The organism is Pseudomonas sp. MYb60, assembly GCF_002979555.1.
Lineage (GTDB): Bacteria > Pseudomonadota > Gammaproteobacteria > Pseudomonadales > Pseudomonadaceae > Aquipseudomonas.
Genome location: NZ_PCOZ01000009.1, coordinates 78,327 through 93,831 on the forward strand (window position 1 = coordinate 78,327; position 15,505 = coordinate 93,831).

Below are 15,505 nucleotides of genomic sequence, written 5' to 3' on the forward strand. Positions count from 1 at the left end.
GTGTCCACCCGTCTGGGATCAAATGCCACGCCACGCGCATGTCGCTCCCTCTTTGGTATGGTGGGACTGTAGCACTGAGGGGGGAGATGTAAAAAGCCCAGCGCGGGGCTGGGCTATTCCAAAGACAGCTTTCGGCCATAAGCGGTCGGTCGTGACCGTCTGCTGTTGGCCGATCCCTCCTCCGTCGTCACGATGTTTTTTGGAGTGGGCGACCAGGTTGAAGTAGGTTTGCTACAGCCATCACCAGATCTTCCAAAGACCAAGGTTTCTCCAAGTACGTCGTTGAGCTGGGAACAGTTGAGGCATCCAGCGCGTAGCCGGAAGTGAGGATCGTAGCGATGGACGGCCATTTCGTCTTGACCAACGCGACAAATTCGGCGCCTTGCAGTTGACCTGGCAAACCATGATCCGCGATGACGAGCGGACAATCATTCGGCCTACTCAGCAGGTAAATCAAAGCCTCATCTGCGGTTTCAAAGTCCAAGGAGTGGAGACCAATCTCGGCCAAAATATCGACCATCAACACGCGAAGTATTGGGTCGTCCTCAACAACGATCCCCCATCCGGGTATGGGTGAGAGTTTTTCCCATTCTATGTTCATCCAATGGTTCCTTGCTCGAATGTCGCCATATGCGGTTTTGACGCCTCCCGTATAGCCATTTTTTGAGAAACTAATGATCCGACGTCCGCGAAGAAATGTCTCTTAATTGAGAGAGACAAACGACACCTTTGAGTTGATCGCGGCCCTTCTCGGTAGCTAGCGATTGGACATTATCGATCTCTTCGGCAGCACCATTTTATGGTCCTGATCTCTATTTGGCTAATACACCCGTGCCCGTCGCTTGGTGCGCTGCCATTTCAGAACGAAGCTCACCAATCAACTTTGCAATGGCCCGGCTGGACGTCAGTTTGCTGGTCGTAACCGCAGTGACCAGAAGATCGACCCGGCCAGAGGTCGAATCGAATACCTTGATCATCAAAGATCCGTCCGGATTGGCCGAGCATGTGCAGGAAAGCGGCTGGAATCCACATTCAATAATGTGGCGAAGCTCTAGTGTCGAAATCATGACTCGCGTCCCTTGGGTCGGATGAAAGGAATTTAGCTTATTAATTAGCTGCTGATCCTCGGTATGGGAGGCTGGAGTGAACTCTTGTTGCATCTCTCCGCAGTGACCGCTACGGGTCGAATGAATCGCACAGCAGCTCCAACAACTCATTCGCCAGGGCCGCCGCTTCTTGTCGATAGTCGAAGTTCCAGCGGCACGACCAGTTATCAGGCTTTCCCTCATCCTCCCATTGCGCCAATGCAAGCGCGTTGAGTATTTCCAGCTCGAACCAAACACGCTGCCAAGCGACGGCGTCCTGGACTGACGCTGTGTCTTGCCACAGGAATTCTGTTTGCACGACAAATGCCGACCATGCAAACAGATCCTCTGAGGCTCGCTCACCGATCATTCGGAAGTATTTTGCGCTAGCCAATCAACGATTCCTTGTAGTCGTTTACCTGTTTAGTAAACGTCTATCCCCGGATAGAGATCCGCGGGTGGACGATAATTGGGGTTCTCAAAGCTGCTGTTCTCGTAATGGGTTTTGGCCGTAGGTCCATCGTCGTTATAGGTCACCTGCGGGTTTGGCGTGAGATGCCAACCGTTTCCTTCCTTGTCGCGCTCGATCAGTGATGCGTATAACCTACAGTTGCCTGATGAGCCGGATGTCAGCCTGAACTGGTAATAGCGTCCGGCTTGGGGCGTGAACTTCGTCGAGACATAGCAGGAACGAGTGCGTGTCCCCTCCCAGAATAGATCCACTTGCGTTTCGATACCGGGTCGGATCTGCGTTTCGTAATAGTCCCATGTAAGGTCTTGCCCTGCCTTTGGCATGCCCACGTCCTGTGTGTGTGTGAATGGCAGGGGGCCGGTGCGAACGGCGCCGCCCGAACGTTTGCCGTTTTCGTATTGGTAAATTTCGGCGTGCTGCGTGTAGTCGACGATACGTACCCAGGCAGGGTTGGGCTCGTTTTCGGGCGCGGTAAAGTAGTTGGTATGGGGCAAAAACTGGCAGCCTGCGAACAACGGCAATGCAAGCAGGCAGAGCAGAGGGCGTATCGACATGAAGCCTTTCCTTTTGCGGAGTCAGGGTTACAGACCGCAAAAGAGAAGGCGCATTGCGTAAAGGTTGAAAATTTTGTGGCTGAATCGTCGCGACGATATCGGTTTCAACAGGCTGCTTTCGGCCCGGCACACATGATTTAACGTGCGGGTGCAAAGCGCCAGCGGTAAAACTGCAATGGGTCGAATGGCCGGTCATGACTGACTGCTTTTGGCCGATTGCTGCCTTTCGCGAACGACAGCTTAGGGTCGAAAGCGGACGCGCAACATGCTATCGACCTGGCCGGGCATCCAGCGTGGATGGAATGCCAGTGGAATCTGATCTGGAAGCGATAGTAGCCTCCGCCAACTCAAAGTCGGCCAGGAGGCCCTATGTCCTCGCTCTTGTTCTACACGGATGAAAACGAAGCAATTGTAGCCACTGACACGCTTTTACATTATTCCGTCGACACGCCCCCAGGGTTGGCCAGCAAAGCCATCTCGATCCCGCACATCCGTATGATCATTGCCGGCACGGGATCGGCCCTGCTTTTCAATCGATGGATCGGCCTTGTGAATAACCAAGGTTTTGCCCTCAATGTAGATGCGGTCGATGCACATGCCACCCAGGAGCTTCAGGCCCTCTGGAGCGAACTGAATCACCATGTTCCCGCCCTCCAAGACCAAACTGCAACGATCTATCACTTCGGGATTTCCGACGACTCGGGAAAGGTCCATGGATTCGCATACCGTTCTGGGTCGGACTTCAAATCCGAGCGTTTGGATTATGGGCTTGGCGTAAAGCCAGAGCTTATGGACAAATCGGGAATAAATTGGAATTCGTTCCCTGCGTGTGCGCCTGACATCATGCGTGCCCAGTCGCGACAGGAGGATGAAAAGTCCGGTGATCGCGTTTATATAGGCGGGACGACAGAGGTCATTCATCTAACAAAAGACGGATTTTCGATCTATTCGCTGGGCGGTTTTGACTGAGCATCTTTGTGCCTGAGGATCAGGCGTGTCCGGTCATGCCAGGGACCGCCGTAGACGATGATCTCGGACGGCCTGCCGTAAAGATGGTGCAGCAGGAACGGGCCTGGGCCGTAAGTGCCTGACTCTTCACTAGGTAGCGACGGATCAGCGCCCAGGTAGATCCCAGCATGATTCGGGTGAACCGTCCGACCGACGTGCATGACGATCAGATCACCGCGCTGCGGCTGGTCCACCCTCACGAATCCAGCAGCCTCGTAATGCTGCTCGTACAGACTGGCGTTCTCCGCCTTCTCCCACCAGCCATCGGTGCGCTGGAAGGCTTCAAACTCAACCCCCCACTGCCGCAGATACCAGTCAACGCAAACCTGCCAGCAGTCCCAGGCACCGTGTACAAACGGACGCTTGAGCAGTGGCGTATGTCCGGTTGGCGTGATCGTACGCAGATCGCCCTCGGGCCAACTCAAAATGTGCCAGGGCAAGGCCGTGGCCTCGCACATGGCCAGGTCATGCGGCGACGGCCTGCTGGTCGCATCCGGGTGCGAGTGAACGATACCGATCACCTCACCCAAATCTTCCGCAGCAGCATAGTCTTCAGGATCAAGTCGAAACTCTTCGCTTGGCTCGGTCGAGATGTTCCGGCACGGGAAATACTTCTGCGCCCGGCCGACAGTCAGCAGCAGGCCACAGCACTCGCGTGGATACTCCGCCGCCGCATGCGCCTGGATAGCCGCAATGATGTGTTTTCGCATTATTCGCGCCCACTAAAAAGGGCGCCGTAGCGCCCTTGGGTTAAGCAGATATTTTTCTGGATCGCGGTGGCGCAAGTAATGCTCTACCTACAATCCCCGCCTTCACTCTATTGCGCATGGTGGCGGAATCGACCCCAGCAATTTTTGCCCACTCTACAAGTGTGCGCTCCTCACCATCGATCACCGCTGTAGCGTTATGCTTGCGTACAGGCAAGGAAGCAGCTTCGTCAGGAGTCATCCCAGCATTGAGGCGGTTATAGAACGTAGACTCTTTTATCCCCGCCTCGCGCCAAACACCGGCAATATGCTTCTGGCTACCAAGGCGCGCGACAATTGCATTGTTCCGCTTATGCTGGCCCTGGCCGAGCGCATCAGTCCATCGGCAGTTTCCTGGCTCGTAATCGCCATTCTCATCAAGCCGATCGATGCTCTGGCCTTTCTCCTTCGTTCCCATCCCAGCGACGAATCCTGCAATGTCTCGCCACTCATCACACACCTGAATGCCTCGACCTCCATAATCTTTGAAATCTTTGGAATCGGGGTTGTAGCAGCGAGCGATCATCGCTTTCCATGTGCCGTAGGCAGAGTGCCTATGTAGCCCGTGGCTGGTGTGGGTTTCCTTTACGCGCATCCTCATAAAGCAGCCGCAAGACACCTGCACGCCACATACGAGCGCAGATCTTTGGACGACTCGGGAATTGCCGCATACGCACTGGCAGTTCCAAAGACTGACCCTGTAGGGTCTATCGTTTGGCGCTTGGCTAATGACCGTGAGCCTGCCGAACTGCAAGCCCACCAAATCTTTTGGGTATTTCATCTTCAAATCACACCCTTAAAGCGTGAGACCCAACTGAAGAAGAGTGGCGGGTCGGTTAGGTGTCGACTTTTCGGGTTGCATGCCCTAGCCACAAGGCAATTCTACTATGATCTGGACACGAGGCTCACTGCTGGAAATCCCCCAAATCCCAATTCTTCGTTCTCGCCGAAGCGCAGCTTGCAGGACGACAGGCAGCCCTTGCACTGGTCTAGTGCCGGGTCATCCGTGGGATTGTCCTCGTCGTCGAACATGGCCTCGCCGGTATAGCCGCAGTCCGGCCCGCGATAGCCATTGGTCATGGCCCAGTGGCAGAAGGTCGTCATCTGCCGGCCGGGAAGTCCGTGGTTGTCGATCTCGCCCGGGGAGGACAGCTCCCAGACCACCGCCTCGCCGTCCTCGCTGGTTTTCTGGTCGATGTACCAGATTTCCAGCGCCTCCTGGGTCGGGTCGGCAGTTGGATTCCCTTCGGGGTAGTTTGCCGCGTCCAGGTATTGGGCCAGCGTCTCACGGACCGTCAGCTTGAACTTGAGCATGTCCTCGAAGGCCAGGCACAGCGCCGTGACTCGACCATTCACGTTGCCGGCGGCAAAAGTCGGCCGAGAGGCGGTGCCGTCGCTGCTTGAGGAAATACCCTCAATCTGCACCGGCCAGGCTGCGTACTCTTGGCCTTGCCACCAAATCGATTTCGCCGGGAGATCCTCGTCCGAGTGTTCGTAGAGCAACAATTCTTCGGGCGTATGCGGTATGGCGTGCCCATGGAAGCGCAGGTAATCGGCGCCATACTCGGTCCCGTCTATTTCAAACAGGCGAATCTCGCCGCCGGGCTCCAGTTTCTGGATGTCCGTGATCAGTGCCATGGGCGATTATCTCAAGGGTGAAAGGTTTGTTCGAAGGTCGCGGTGATGGCGTAAACCTGGCCGCCGCGGTGCACAGGCTTGTAGCCGGAGCACTTATAGAGACCAAGCTCGCCGAGGGGCGGCTCCCAGAAGAAACCCTTTGCCCCCTTGTGCCGATCGAGGAAGGTCATGATGTCCTTGATGCGTCCCTTCAGGCCGGTGAAGGTCACCGGCCAGGACTGTGACCGGTTGTTGATTCCATCCTCAACCGACTGGGCATATCCATCGCCGAATTGCTTGGTGCGGACGCGTTGAGTGATCTCGCCCTCCGCTCCCTTCTCCGTTGCCCAGGTGAACCGTTCAATTGCCATAGATCACCCTTTTACGTTTCGGCTGCTGATGCCGCCCTGGCGCCATGATTTGGCGATTTCTTCGACTGCGACCTGCCGGGTTCGCGTCTCCATGTTGCGCTGGAAGGTCTCGGCGTCGAACTCGGCGCCGTCCGGCCGCCCCGCCTCTTGGTCGCTCATGATGATCGGCATGCTCAACCTGAGGTTCACGCCCCCGCCTCCGCTGCCAACCGCCATGACGCCAAGCTTGCCGCCGGATGTCCGGGCCAGCGGCATGATCGCCTCTTCCCCAGCCTCACCCATTACACCGGTTTTGCCGTTGGCCATACCGAACGCCGTGGGCTTGCTGACGATGGAGTTGGTGAAGGCGCCGCCGTCGGCGAACATCTGCACACCGCCCGACCACGCCCCACCCAGCGCCTGAGGAAAGTAAGTGCTGGAGTAGCCAGCCTGCGACGCGCCAAGGTTCGACGACGTAGCACCCGCAGACCCAGCCGCCATACCGTTACCGCTGCCGGAACTGCCGCCGAAGTAACTCGCTGCTGCCCCCACCAGACTGCCCAGCAGTGCCGAACTTGCCTGGCGTGTAGCGATACGCGCCATGTCCGCCAATATGGACTTGGTGAAGTCGGCAAACGACAGCTTCCCGGTCATGGCGAAGTTGACGACGGCATCTTCCATGGAACTGAAGGCGTTGCCGAAAAGCGACTTGGTCTGGCCGGCAACATCCCGCGCCGAATCCAGATAGTTGTCCCACGCCGCCGTAGCGCCATTGGTCCAATCGCCCTGGGCAGCCTCCACATCGGCATAGTTCTGCCGGATCTGGTCGGTGGCTTTCTTATTCGCATCGGCAAGTGCCTGCGATTTGCGGGTGAACTCTTCGTCCGACATGTTGCGCGAAGGGTCGGAGCGTTGGTTTTCCAGTTCCAGTGACTGCTGAGCAAACCGATCCTGCTGGCCGTTCAGCTCACCGTTGAGCGCGTTCTGGCGATCTCCCTGGCCTACGCCCAGTACGGCGCGTTGCCCGGCCAACTCCAAGGCCCGCTGTTGCTGCCCCAGCGCCTGCACGTACGCACTGATCGCCCGCTTCTGCTTGGCGAGTCGCCCGGTCTCGTTGGCAGCCAACACTTCAAGCTGGCTATCCGCATCCTTCTGCGCCTTGACCATCCCTGCGCGCGCGTCGGCGATCTTCTGGTCCAGCTGGATGCTCTGCGCGGCCGACGTGGTCTTCTTGCCCTTGGCGGCTTCCAGCGCGGCAATCTCGGCCTCGTAGGCTGCCGTGGTCTGGTCGAGCTGGTTTCCGATCAGCGCCTGACGCCGCAGCAGATAGTCTTCCTCGGACAGCAGGCCGGCCTTCTGCGCTGCTTCCAGTTCCTTCTGGTAGTTTTTGTAGGTGTCGGTGATGGCTGCCAGGTCGTTCTTGGCGCTGTTGAAGCTGGTGAGATCGACTGCCGACGAACCGCCGGTTTTCGGGTCCTTGTATCGGTCCTTGATGTTCTGAATGTTTTTGGTGACCAAGCCACCCTCAAGCCGCGCATCGTTCGGGTTTGCCTTGCGAATTGTGTCCAGCCAGCCCTTGTAGTCCTCAATCTCCTTGTTTCGTTTCTGCTCGTTGGACAGTGAGGACTTGGTGAGCGAGTCGACTTTTTCACCGGCGACGATGGCCGCCTGCTGGGCCTTACCCTGATCATCGAAGTATTTAACGCGAGCATCATCCGCATCGCGTTGTAGCGTGAGCAAGTTGATCTGCGCCTGAATTCGGGCGCGCTCCTTCGGGCTCACCTCCTGGGCGTTCATCCGCGTGCCGCCAACGTCGAACGCCTCCGAGCCAGTTAGCTTGGACTGCAGCTCTTTGATCTGGTCGTTGTAGCTCTTCTGCCGGCCTACATCGCTGATTCCATCAAGGGCACCGCTCGCGGCACTCTTGATGCCCAGCCAAGCTCGCTCCCACAGGTTCAAGTTCTCGATCACCTGGCGGGATCTGGTTTGCACGGTGTCGGCGTAGGTCTCGGTCAACAGCTTGGTGGCGCCAATCTCGTCGCCCTGATCCTTGAGCGCAACGATCTGCGAGTACACCGAGGCAGTAAGGAAGTGATACTGCTCGTTCAGCGACTTGGCAGCGGCCACCGGGTCGTCCGCAATTTTGACGAACTCGGCAACGGTTGCTTCAATCGATTTGCCGGTGGCCTTCTCCATAGATAGAGCCGCCTCGGCGATATCCACGAAGCTGCCGCTGGCGAGCTTTCCGCTCCCTGCCAGGGTGGCCAGTACGTCAGCCGCCGCCCCCGTTGTGCCGACAACCGCGGCAACCTGGCGCGCCATATCACTTAACTGGCCGGAGGTAGTCCCGGCAAAGTTGCCGGTCAGCGTCAACGCTTTGTTGAACGCATCCGTTTCTTTGTTGCCGCTGTAGTAGGCGTACGCGAGCCCACCGATGGCAGCGGCGACCAAACCAATCGGCGCTACCAGCGCCAGCAGCGAACCAGCAGACGCACCAGCACCCGCGCCCAGTTGAGCCACGGCACGCACGCCACTGCCCCAATCACCCGACGACAGCGCATTGCCGAGTTGAACGACGTTTTCCTGCGCTTGGCGGGTGCCGAGCCGCAGTTTGTCGAAACCGGTGGCCGTCTTTTCGAGCTTGGCGTAGTCCTTGTCGATCTTGCCGAGTGCTTTGTTGTAGTCCTCCTGGCTGAGGCGTCCTTCGTCCAGGTGTTTGCCCAGCTGTTCGACCTGGGTATCCAGCTTCGCCAGTGCAGCGCGGGCCGGGTCGATGGCACCCAGCAGGCTGTTCAGGGCCTTCTGTTCGTCCAGGGCGGACTTGGCCAGGGCGATCTGCTGCTTGTCCAACTGAGCGGAGATCTTCGCCGCCTCGGCCTCGCCATAGGCGCCGGTCTTGGTCAGCTTGGCGAGAGCGTCACGCTGCTTCGCCAGGTCCTGGGTGGTTTTGGCACTGGTGGACAGCGACTTTTCCAGGGCCTGCATTTCGTTCATCAGCGAAACAGCGGACTGCTCGGCCCGGCCGCCAGCTTTGGTCATTTTCTCCAGGTCAGTAGCGGCCTGGACTGCATCGCCGGAATCAACCCGAATGCCCAGTTCGGCAATTGTGGTCATGATCTGCTCCAGGCAGGCAACAAAAAGCCCGCACTAGGCGGGCTTAAGTATAAATAGGGGAAACTACATTTTAAGAAGGTTGGAACCTCGTACCACAGGCGTGGCACAGCCAAGTACGACGCCATTCTTCTAATTTGTCATATTGCGCGACATTGAATTTCCAGTGGCGAACAAAGCCGATTACACCGACTGCGATAAACGCCACACCGATAAAGAATCTGCTCCAATCGATGCCCCAGTAGGTGTTCATGAGCTTCATGCCGTCGTAAAGGATGATGGAGCCAACGCCTGCAAGAATTACGGGGCCGAGCAAGCGCTTACCGGGTGGAGGTGAAACGCTTGCGGCTAAGTCTGTCTGGTGCCTACCAGTCGTCTGGACAGTAACACTCGGGCCCATTCCGGATTGCGCTTGGTGGGTTGACCGAATCTGAGACGTACCAGCCGCGTAGATGACAGATAGAAGCTGGACGTTCTGACCTTGGCAGTGCGGACAGGCGATGGAGTTTTGACTTACCACAAACTCATTCCTTTGAATTAATAGGGAGCCCTTATTTTAAAGCAGCAATGACGATTCTTGCACCTAGTGGCACTTTGCTCACTCTGCCTCTGCCATAACGCGCAGGGCTTCCCCCTCCAGCACTTGAAGATCAGGAAAGATTGCAGCGAGTTTCTTTTTCTTGATGCCGAGGAAACCGGCCACGTCGCGTATGCAGCTGTAGTCGAGACCGATCGCGCCGCCGGCGCCTGCTCGCCACTGGGTGGACATGCGGTTGAAAAGGAGGAAGGCCGGCCAGTTGCATGGCCAGACCTCCACTTCCTCAACCAGATCATCAAGGGCAAGGCCGAACATGCCGATAATCGCGTCGGGCACGCTTGGCGAGTACATGGCGCGGGCAGCGTCGGTCAGTTTCCCAGGCGGGCCTGGTTGTATGCGCCCTCATGAGCCTTAACGACAGCCTCGGCGGCACCCTGGCAGGACTTCACGAATGCGACGATGTTGTCGTCGTTGTATTCGTCGTCAAAGCCCCAGCCGACTACCAGGTCCTTGATCTGCTGAGTCTGCTGCTCGGTATCCACAGCCACAATTTCCGACCATGACGGCTTATCGCCCAATGCGGCCTGTGCCTTCTTCCGCTTTTCGTTCCATTCATCGAACAGAGCGGCAAGCTCGGCGCGATCCCGGTACTTGAAGGTGAACTCGACCTTCTCGGGTGCGCTGCCGACGATCGGAATCAGCACCAGCGCATTGAAAGTAGCGTTCTGCGCAATACGGATCTTAGCCATGGGTTAAACCACCGCAGTCAGGTAGCGGGTCGGCTCGGCCTGCAACGCCAAGCTGACGGTGCGGGTCAGCAGGTTGTTACGGGACACCGCTGGCTGTTTGGAGAACGACGTGTAAGTGCCATACAGCAGCGTGTCGTTACCGGGCAGGTTCAAGCGAGCCGCCTCGATCTGCTTGCCGGCGTCCGCCTTCAGCAGCACTCCGTTGAACGCCTGGGCCGGATCGTCAGCGATGGTGAGTACCATGCTTGCCGCCGATTTGTCGGTGGGGATCTGCTTGCCCTGGTCATCCTCGAGGAACACCACATCCAGATAGTTCTGTTCGCCTCCGGAGAAGGCCACGTCGGAGATTTGCGGGATCTGCACCCAGGTCAGCACCTTGCGCATCGTGCCGGAGCCGCCCGCGACCGGATAGACCTGCGTGTCGGTAGTGTCGATGCTTTCCAGGGTAATCGCCGTTGCCGTGGCTGCCTTCACGCGCACCACCTTGCTATCCAGCTTGCTCCAGCCAGACGTCAGCAGAACAATGTCGCCGGCAGCGATGGTGCCACCTACAACGGTAGCCACCGCTTCGGCAGCGTTGCTGATGGCAGTGAACGCCAGTGCGGTCGCGTAGGTTGCGGCGTGCTGGAAGGTGCCGCCGTTCGGGAGTTTGTAGCCCATGGGGTATTTCCTCTTTGCAGATGTGAAAAAACCCGCTAAGGGGCGGGTCTCTGGGTATGCCCAATGGGCGGGATCAGTTCGTGTCGGCTCGGTACAAGAACGAGACCGGCACGGTGTAGGTGGAATCGCCTGTGATGCCAGGCCCTTGGTCAACTGGCGACATTGTCACCACGGTCACCGCGCCCTTCGTGTCCCTGGCGTATAGCGGGAACAGGTCAACAAGTTCGGTGGTGATTGGGTTGGTCTTGATCTTGCCGGTGCCCGCCGGCGCGATGATGCTGACCTGAAACACGCCGGTGAACAGTCGGTGATCACCGCCGAGCGTGTTGCTCGCGGTGTCGCCCGGGATGGTGAAGGCCCGAAGGTACGTCTCGCCCTCCGCCGGCGCGTAGGCCGTGTTCTCGAAAACGATCTTGAACTTGTCCGACCTGGCAGCGTTCCAGGCGATGAGCTTTGCCTCGTAGATCGAGGCGATGATTGCGTGACTCATACCTGGTTGTTCCTGATGGCCTCCAGCACTATCTGCTGAAAGCGAGCCACGGTTACCCGGACCATGCCGCCAGGGGCCTGTGTGGAATGGCCGAACTCCAGCGGGATCGCATAGGGCAAGTTGTTAACGATGAAAGCTGTCTGCCCGGCCTTGAACTCAATAGCGCCCGCTACAAGCCTTGCGGTTGCCTCGGTCCCTGTCGGGTCTGGGTGAATACGGAAGCTGTTGTCGACAGAACCGATGGAGAAATTCCAGTTCGCCCGAAAGCGACCGCCAACATAGTCCCGGCCAGCCACCAAGCCATTCACGCTGAAGTTCTGGTCGCGCTCGGTCTTCATTAGCGGTTTGGCATATTTCACGCCGCGCTTGAGGTTGCCCGCCTTCGTGAAGTTCGATTCATTCAGGTTGATGAGCGTGTTGCGGACTGCGACCTTGAAGTCGTAGTCATCAGCCGCCCGGGCATTGGATTCCCGGTGAGCAACGTTGGCAGCCCATATCTCAGGGTTGCCCACCGGTGACATGCGGATGATGCTGCTACCAATCTCGATAATGATTTCGCGCAGGCTCGCGTCGATTGCCTCACTGGCCTGGGCGGCGAACTCCGCCAGGCTCAGGGCGAAGCTGCCGGACTGGCCGGCGCCTTTACTTGCCATGTCACTTCCTCAACTGAGCCGTCCACGTCGCATCAGCCGGGTCGGCGGACACATTCATCACCCGCAGCCCGTTGACGATATCGCCAATAGCCGGGGCAGCCGGTACCGCCGTCGGAACGCCGGCCTCCGACACGAACAGCTCGTTTTGCAGCACCAGCAGCTTCTTGTCGGTGGTCTGGATCAGGGAGCCGTCGATTTCCTTGGACAGGTAGCCGCCCAGAACTCCGCGCCCCGAGTACGTCACGGTGGTCTCCGGTGTTTCGCCACCCAGCTCCGGGTCATACTCGCCCGCAACCTTGCGCACGCCCGCCACCGGCTTGACCGCATCGGCTAGGCCATCAGGATCGTCGAACGACTCGGCCAATTCAGCCTGGATCTCTTCGCGCATGCCCATGGTCAGATCCTTTTCAGCATCATCACGCCGGAGCGCTTTATCCACGGCTCCAGCAGCGCCAGGGCGAAGTTCACGCCCGCCGACTGATCGGTGGAGCCTGCCACGTAGGTTTTGCTCACCGACGTGCCGGATTGAGCCGAGACCGCCTTGCTCTGCACTTCCTTCTGCGTTGCTGTGTACAGCTTGCCCGCCGCCGCCTCTTTGGCGACCTGGGCGCCGGCTGTTTTGATCTCGGCCGGGACCGGATCGGGAACAGCCCGCTTAATCTTGGCTGTGAGCCAGGCATTGGCCATGGTCACAGCAAGGACCGGATCACCCGTGCCGGCCCAGTCAGGACCAAGCTGGGCGTCAACATCGGCAACGGTGATAAAGTCGGTCATTTGCTTGTCCTTATTCCGCTGGCACCAGGGCCTGCAGGTCTTCTTTCTTGGCGGACGGGTCGAAGGCAATGCCCTTCTCGGTCAGCCATTCTTTCAGCTCGGGAACCTTCATTTTCAGAGGGTCGGTTTCTTTGCTCTCTGGCTCCTTGCCGTCGGACACCTTGATGCCGGCCGATTGGTAGGCTTCGAAGATCTCCGGGGCATCGCCATCGACCACCACCTCGGTAGCAGAGCCGATGACACCGAAGAATTCGCTCAGCAGCCGGTAACAAACACCGCGCTCTTTGCCCGGCTTGTCCGTGTAGATCACTTTCATGAGTCACCTCAAAAGCACCCCGGCGCCCATAAAGACGCCAGGTTATGTAGGCCGGATTACGGCGTGGTGGTACCGCTGATGACGGCGGCGAACGGAACCTGCTTGCGGCTGAACACGCGCTGCCAGTTCGCAGCAGCGGCGTATTGAGTGGCGGTCGGGCTGAGGTTCTGAGCCTCGGAACCCTTCCAGCTGAAGCCAGCCGGCTGGAGGATGTAGGTCTTCCGCTCCCACAGCACCTCGGCACCGCCGCCGTTACCGCCGCCCGGCTTACGCTCGAGCTCTACCGGAACCTTAGGCGTGCCTTCGCCGTAACCGAAAGCGCCCTGGCCGAAGAACACGGACAGGTACTTGCCCGCGCCGTAGACCAGAGCATCGTCCATGAACACCGGCTTGCCGAGGTAGGTGGCCAGGATGATCTTGCCGTCGGAGTCGCGCAGGTACTCGATGAGGTCCTTCTTGACCATCTGGTTCATCACCACCGAGTGCACGCCGATCGCGCCGAACTGGTCAGCGGCATCACCAGCGGTGAACGCAGCATCCTGGAAGGCGTTCGCGCTGATGGTTGCACCCGCGTCGATGACCATGTCACCGCCGTTATTCGCGATGTTCGAGGCGATGATGCCGCGTGCCGCGCCCAGGGTGTAACGCTGCCACTGGCGGGTCCAGTAGGTGCCGAAACGGTTGCGGATCTGCTGCTGAGGCTCGCTGTTCGCCAGCTCAGCGGTCAGGTCAGTAACGCCGTAGCCTTTGTTGAGGTACAGGACCCGGGCACGCATGCTGTCCTGGGTTACTTTGCCGACTTCGCCCTGGTCGTTCGGGTCGTCGTTGCTGATGTTCGGGGCTTCATCGGCGTTGAGATCCTGCCAGTAGCTGATCTCGGCGGTGCCCTGGCTTCCGGAGGCGATGGCGTCCAGCACAGGCGAGCGGGTCACAATGCCCGACTCGTATACTGCGGTCTTTTCCGGGCTGTTAACCGGCGCCAGGGAGGCGTAGTAGTCGCCGACGAAGATGTCGGTCAGTTGTGTAGTTGCCATGGATTAGGTTCCTTTGGTGGCCTGGATTTTCTTGAAGAGCTCAGGGTTGTCACGGGCGATCGCAGCGCGCTCGGTTTCCGTGTACTCGCCCCACTTTTTCGTGGCCTTGCCACCGTTGTCGCCGGTCTGTCCGGCGCCCTGGGCCCTTGGCCACAGGTGTGTTGCGGTTTCACGCAGCGATTCCGCCCATTCGAGCGGCGACAGCGGGGTTTTCCCGTCCTTCCCGTAAACGACCTCGCCGTCACGGTCGGTGGCAATTGCCTCACCGTCTTCACTGAGTTTGAAAGTGCCCCGGGCGCGCAGGATGATATCCTCAGCTGCCTCAGGGAGTGCGCCGGCCTTAATGGCTGCGGCGCGAATAGAATCAGCAAGCACCTTGTCGCTGTACTTGGCAGCGAACTGCTCGGCCTTGTCGGCGCGGCTCTTCTCGGCGCTCAGCTTGGTGTCGTAATCGCTGCGCAGGCGCTCGGTACGACGGGTGATTACCTCGTCCAGCTTGCCTTCAGCGATGAGCTTGGTTTCTTCGTCTTGGCCAACCTTCGCCAGCAGCCCTTTTACCGCCTCGATATCCAGGCCTTCGAACTGGCCTTTCAGCTTGTCCAGTTCGGTTTTGATGGTCCGGTTAGAGCCAAGCAACTCCTGGTTCTTCGACTTGAGACCAGTTACTTCCTTGTCCAGGTATTCCTGAACCTTTCCGCCAAGCGCCTCCTGGAGGGCTGCGGTTTGAGTTGCGTCGAGGGTGAGGCCAGCGGCGGCCGGGTCAAATTCAAATGGCATGGGTATCCCCTGGGGACTTGGTTGGCCCGCCTGACGGGCATAAAAAAACCGCCCATTGGGCGGCTTGGTGTGAATTCTGTGGGTTATCGGACTATCGAGAGCCCGCGCATAACCAGGTAGTCGGCGAACTGCGTCCTACTGGGTGCGTAAGGCGGCGGCCGCATACGCAGGCCGGGCGTATCGCGATTCAGCCGGACGCGCCGGCCATTGGGCTCAGTGCAATGCGTCGGCTCTTCGATCTGGAAGCCCCGCTCGGCGGCGTACAACTCAACCGCCAACCGCACCTGGCCCCATTCAAGCTCAAAGGGCACGAACGTCTCGGAGAGTGTCTGGTATTCGATCTTGCAGTCACGCCGAGGCCAGGCCATTGCCTGATCGAGATTGGACTTGCGCCCCTTCCATTGGCGACCGTTGATGTCAGCGGCAGCGCGCAGCAACAGTTCAACCTGCTCAGCATCAGCCTCAGGTATCCGGAAACCATAGTAGTCGCGGTAGAAGGTGAGCTTCTCCAGCGGCACGAAGCTGTTGGCGTCAGGCCTGCCCTTCCCGTCCTCAACGATGATCTGCATCG

Annotated in this window: 22 protein-coding genes; 1 reads left to right on the forward strand and 21 read right to left on the reverse strand. The window is 58.7% G+C overall.

Annotation, left to right across the window (positions count from 1 at the left end):
• Nucleotides 1–187 precede the first annotated feature (187 nt).
• The 4 genes from CQ041_RS17095 to CQ041_RS17110 form a co-directional block, all read right to left on the reverse strand.
• Nucleotides 188–601, reverse strand: a complete 414-nt coding sequence (locus CQ041_RS17095; RefSeq protein ID WP_105523570.1) for a response regulator — start codon at nucleotides 599–601, stop codon at nucleotides 188–190.
• A 211-nt stretch (nucleotides 602–812) separates the two neighbouring features.
• Nucleotides 813–1,067 (reverse strand): DUF1652 domain-containing protein, encoded by a 255-nt coding sequence (locus tag CQ041_RS17100; protein WP_105523673.1) that lies wholly within the window; start codon nucleotides 1,065–1,067, stop codon nucleotides 813–815.
• A 109-nt stretch (nucleotides 1,068–1,176) separates the two neighbouring features.
• Nucleotides 1,177–1,479 carry a hypothetical protein gene (locus CQ041_RS17105; protein WP_371923021.1) on the reverse strand — a complete coding sequence of 101 codons (303 nt, stop codon included), beginning with the start codon at nucleotides 1,477–1,479 and terminating at the stop codon, nucleotides 1,177–1,179.
• A gap of 29 nt (nucleotides 1,480–1,508) precedes the next feature.
• Entirely contained in the window at nucleotides 1,509–2,111 is a 603-nt protein-coding gene (locus CQ041_RS17110; RefSeq protein WP_105523572.1) for a hypothetical protein, read from the reverse strand.
• 369 nt (nucleotides 2,112–2,480) lie between these two features.
• Between CQ041_RS17110 and CQ041_RS17115 the strand changes: the two genes are divergently transcribed.
• Complete coding sequence (locus CQ041_RS17115; RefSeq protein WP_105523573.1) at nucleotides 2,481–3,080, forward strand: hypothetical protein; 600 nt, start codon at nucleotides 2,481–2,483, stop codon at nucleotides 3,078–3,080.
• Here CQ041_RS17115 and CQ041_RS17120 read toward each other — a convergent pair.
• The 17 genes from CQ041_RS17120 to CQ041_RS17200 form a co-directional block, all read right to left on the reverse strand.
• A complete protein-coding gene (locus CQ041_RS17120) occupies nucleotides 3,056–3,829 on the reverse strand; it encodes a C40 family peptidase (RefSeq protein ID WP_105523574.1) in 774 nt (257 codons plus the stop codon). The genes CQ041_RS17115 and CQ041_RS17120 overlap by 25 nt on opposite strands.
• Before the next feature lie 40 nt (nucleotides 3,830–3,869).
• Nucleotides 3,870–4,391 carry a hypothetical protein gene (locus tag CQ041_RS17125; RefSeq protein ID WP_105523575.1) on the reverse strand — a complete coding sequence of 174 codons (522 nt, stop codon included), beginning with the start codon at nucleotides 4,389–4,391 and terminating at the stop codon, nucleotides 3,870–3,872.
• A gap of 359 nt (nucleotides 4,392–4,750) precedes the next feature.
• The gene (locus CQ041_RS17130) at nucleotides 4,751–5,503 is read right to left on the reverse strand and encodes a phage minor tail protein L (RefSeq protein WP_105523576.1); all 753 of its coding nucleotides are present in this window, start codon (nucleotides 5,501–5,503) and stop codon (nucleotides 4,751–4,753) included.
• An 11-nt stretch (nucleotides 5,504–5,514) separates the two neighbouring features.
• Nucleotides 5,515–5,853, reverse strand: coding sequence for a phage tail protein (locus CQ041_RS17135; protein ID WP_105523577.1), 339 nt, complete (start codon nucleotides 5,851–5,853; stop codon nucleotides 5,515–5,517).
• Between the two features lie 3 nt (nucleotides 5,854–5,856).
• Nucleotides 5,857–8,946 carry a phage tail tape measure protein gene (locus CQ041_RS17140; protein ID WP_105523578.1) on the reverse strand — a complete coding sequence of 1,030 codons (3,090 nt, stop codon included), beginning with the start codon at nucleotides 8,944–8,946 and terminating at the stop codon, nucleotides 5,857–5,859.
• Between the two features lie 70 nt (nucleotides 8,947–9,016).
• Nucleotides 9,017–9,259: a hypothetical protein gene (locus CQ041_RS26210; RefSeq protein ID WP_146116071.1), complete on the reverse strand. Its 243-nt coding sequence runs from the start codon at nucleotides 9,257–9,259 to the stop codon at nucleotides 9,017–9,019.
• Between the two features lie 282 nt (nucleotides 9,260–9,541).
• Nucleotides 9,542–9,832, reverse strand: coding sequence for a DUF1799 domain-containing protein (locus tag CQ041_RS17150; RefSeq protein ID WP_105523580.1), 291 nt, complete (start codon nucleotides 9,830–9,832; stop codon nucleotides 9,542–9,544).
• 17 nt (nucleotides 9,833–9,849) lie between these two features.
• Entirely contained in the window at nucleotides 9,850–10,230 is a 381-nt protein-coding gene (locus CQ041_RS17155; RefSeq protein ID WP_105523581.1) for a phage tail assembly chaperone, read from the reverse strand.
• 3 nt (nucleotides 10,231–10,233) lie between these two features.
• Entirely contained in the window at nucleotides 10,234–10,890 is a 657-nt protein-coding gene (locus CQ041_RS17160) for a phage tail protein (protein WP_105523582.1), read from the reverse strand.
• Between the two features lie 73 nt (nucleotides 10,891–10,963).
• Nucleotides 10,964–11,380, reverse strand: a complete 417-nt coding sequence (locus tag CQ041_RS17165) for a phage tail terminator-like protein (RefSeq protein ID WP_105523583.1) — start codon at nucleotides 11,378–11,380, stop codon at nucleotides 10,964–10,966.
• Complete coding sequence (locus CQ041_RS17170) at nucleotides 11,377–12,033, reverse strand: hypothetical protein (protein ID WP_105523584.1); 657 nt, start codon at nucleotides 12,031–12,033, stop codon at nucleotides 11,377–11,379. Before CQ041_RS17170 ends, CQ041_RS17165 begins: the two co-directional genes overlap by 4 nt.
• A 1-nt stretch (nucleotide 12,034) precedes the next feature.
• Nucleotides 12,035–12,427, reverse strand: coding sequence for a hypothetical protein (locus CQ041_RS17175; RefSeq protein ID WP_105523585.1), 393 nt, complete (start codon nucleotides 12,425–12,427; stop codon nucleotides 12,035–12,037).
• Nucleotides 12,428–12,429: 2 nt separating this feature from the next.
• Nucleotides 12,430–12,807, reverse strand: a complete 378-nt coding sequence (locus CQ041_RS17180; protein WP_105523586.1) for a hypothetical protein — start codon at nucleotides 12,805–12,807, stop codon at nucleotides 12,430–12,432.
• A gap of 10 nt (nucleotides 12,808–12,817) precedes the next feature.
• Nucleotides 12,818–13,123, reverse strand: coding sequence for a HeH/LEM domain-containing protein (locus CQ041_RS17185; protein ID WP_105523587.1), 306 nt, complete (start codon nucleotides 13,121–13,123; stop codon nucleotides 12,818–12,820).
• A 56-nt stretch (nucleotides 13,124–13,179) separates the two neighbouring features.
• Nucleotides 13,180–14,157: a major capsid protein gene (locus tag CQ041_RS17190; RefSeq protein WP_105523588.1), complete on the reverse strand. Its 978-nt coding sequence runs from the start codon at nucleotides 14,155–14,157 to the stop codon at nucleotides 13,180–13,182.
• 3 nt (nucleotides 14,158–14,160) lie between these two features.
• Entirely contained in the window at nucleotides 14,161–14,934 is a 774-nt protein-coding gene (locus CQ041_RS17195; protein WP_105523589.1) for a hypothetical protein, read from the reverse strand.
• A gap of 83 nt (nucleotides 14,935–15,017) precedes the next feature.
• On the reverse strand, nucleotides 15,018–15,503 hold the full coding sequence (locus CQ041_RS17200; RefSeq protein WP_105523590.1) for a DnaT-like ssDNA-binding protein: 486 nt from the start codon (nucleotides 15,501–15,503) through the stop codon (nucleotides 15,018–15,020).
• Nucleotides 15,504–15,505: the final 2 nt, after the last annotated feature.

Bases quoted from the DNA above. Each gene is read 5' to 3' on its own strand.
- CQ041_RS17095 (WP_105523570.1), bottom strand. From the start codon at position 601: ATGAACATAGAATGGGAAAAACTCTCACCCATACCCGGATGGGGGATC.
- CQ041_RS17100 (WP_105523673.1), bottom strand. From the start codon at position 1,067: ATGATTTCGACACTAGAGCTTCGCCACATTATTGAATGTGGATTCCAG.
- CQ041_RS17110 (WP_105523572.1), bottom strand. From the start codon at position 2,111: ATGTCGATACGCCCTCTGCTCTGCCTGCTTGCATTGCCGTTGTTCGCA.
- CQ041_RS17115 (WP_105523573.1), top strand. From the start codon at position 2,481: ATGTCCTCGCTCTTGTTCTACACGGATGAAAACGAAGCAATTGTAGCC.
- CQ041_RS17120 (WP_105523574.1), bottom strand. From the start codon at position 3,829: ATGCGAAAACACATCATTGCGGCTATCCAGGCGCATGCGGCGGCGGAG.
- CQ041_RS17125 (WP_105523575.1), bottom strand. From the start codon at position 4,391: ATGATCGCTCGCTGCTACAACCCCGATTCCAAAGATTTCAAAGATTAT.
- CQ041_RS17130 (WP_105523576.1), bottom strand. From the start codon at position 5,503: ATGGCACTGATCACGGACATCCAGAAACTGGAGCCCGGCGGCGAGATT.
- CQ041_RS17135 (WP_105523577.1), bottom strand. From the start codon at position 5,853: ATGGCAATTGAACGGTTCACCTGGGCAACGGAGAAGGGAGCGGAGGGC.
- CQ041_RS17140 (WP_105523578.1), bottom strand. From the start codon at position 8,946: ATGACCACAATTGCCGAACTGGGCATTCGGGTTGATTCCGGCGATGCA.
- CQ041_RS17150 (WP_105523580.1), bottom strand. From the start codon at position 9,832: ATGTACTCGCCAAGCGTGCCCGACGCGATTATCGGCATGTTCGGCCTT.
- CQ041_RS17155 (WP_105523581.1), bottom strand. From the start codon at position 10,230: ATGGCTAAGATCCGTATTGCGCAGAACGCTACTTTCAATGCGCTGGTG.
- CQ041_RS17160 (WP_105523582.1), bottom strand. From the start codon at position 10,890: ATGGGCTACAAACTCCCGAACGGCGGCACCTTCCAGCACGCCGCAACC.
- CQ041_RS17165 (WP_105523583.1), bottom strand. From the start codon at position 11,380: ATGAGTCACGCAATCATCGCCTCGATCTACGAGGCAAAGCTCATCGCC.
- CQ041_RS17170 (WP_105523584.1), bottom strand. From the start codon at position 12,033: ATGGCAAGTAAAGGCGCCGGCCAGTCCGGCAGCTTCGCCCTGAGCCTG.
- CQ041_RS17175 (WP_105523585.1), bottom strand. From the start codon at position 12,427: ATGGGCATGCGCGAAGAGATCCAGGCTGAATTGGCCGAGTCGTTCGAC.
- CQ041_RS17180 (WP_105523586.1), bottom strand. From the start codon at position 12,807: ATGACCGACTTTATCACCGTTGCCGATGTTGACGCCCAGCTTGGTCCT.
- CQ041_RS17185 (WP_105523587.1), bottom strand. From the start codon at position 13,123: ATGAAAGTGATCTACACGGACAAGCCGGGCAAAGAGCGCGGTGTTTGT.
- CQ041_RS17190 (WP_105523588.1), bottom strand. From the start codon at position 14,157: ATGGCAACTACACAACTGACCGACATCTTCGTCGGCGACTACTACGCC.
- CQ041_RS17195 (WP_105523589.1), bottom strand. From the start codon at position 14,934: ATGCCATTTGAATTTGACCCGGCCGCCGCTGGCCTCACCCTCGACGCA.
- CQ041_RS17200 (WP_105523590.1), bottom strand. From the start codon at position 15,503: ATGCAGATCATCGTTGAGGACGGGAAGGGCAGGCCTGACGCCAACAGC.